This window comes from Nocardia cyriacigeorgica (assembly GCF_010858045.1).
Lineage (GTDB): Bacteria > Actinomycetota > Actinomycetes > Mycobacteriales > Mycobacteriaceae > Nocardia > Nocardia cyriacigeorgica_E.
Map to the genome: position 1 here is coordinate 1 of NZ_JAAGVC010000253.1, position 313 is coordinate 313.

The 313-nt window shown below is 67.4% G+C and carries 1 pseudogene; it reads right to left on the reverse strand.

The annotated features are described in order from the left end of the window. Window positions 1–65: 65 nt before the first annotated feature. Window positions 66–313: pseudogene (locus tag GV790_RS29595) on the reverse strand (hypothetical protein); the annotation flags it as partial.

Below are 313 nucleotides of genomic sequence, written 5' to 3' on the forward strand. Positions count from 1 at the left end.
GCTCACCATCTGTGAGGGTGGCGGCACGGCCAACGTGACCATCATCGGGCGGATCTGACCGGCGCTCATACCGCCGCGGCCGCGAGTTCTGGATAGTCGGTGTAGCCGAGGTTGCTTCCGCCGTAGAAATAGGCGTCCCTGGTCTGGTTGATCGGTGCTCCGGAACGGAGGCGGTCCACCAGATCCGGGTTGGCGAGGAACGATCGGCCCAGCGAGACCAGGTCGGCGCCGGCGGCGAGCAGCTCCTCGGCTCTGGCCTTGCCGCCATCGTCGGGCAGCGGTTCGCCCCAACCGAGGTACGGGTTGGCGATCA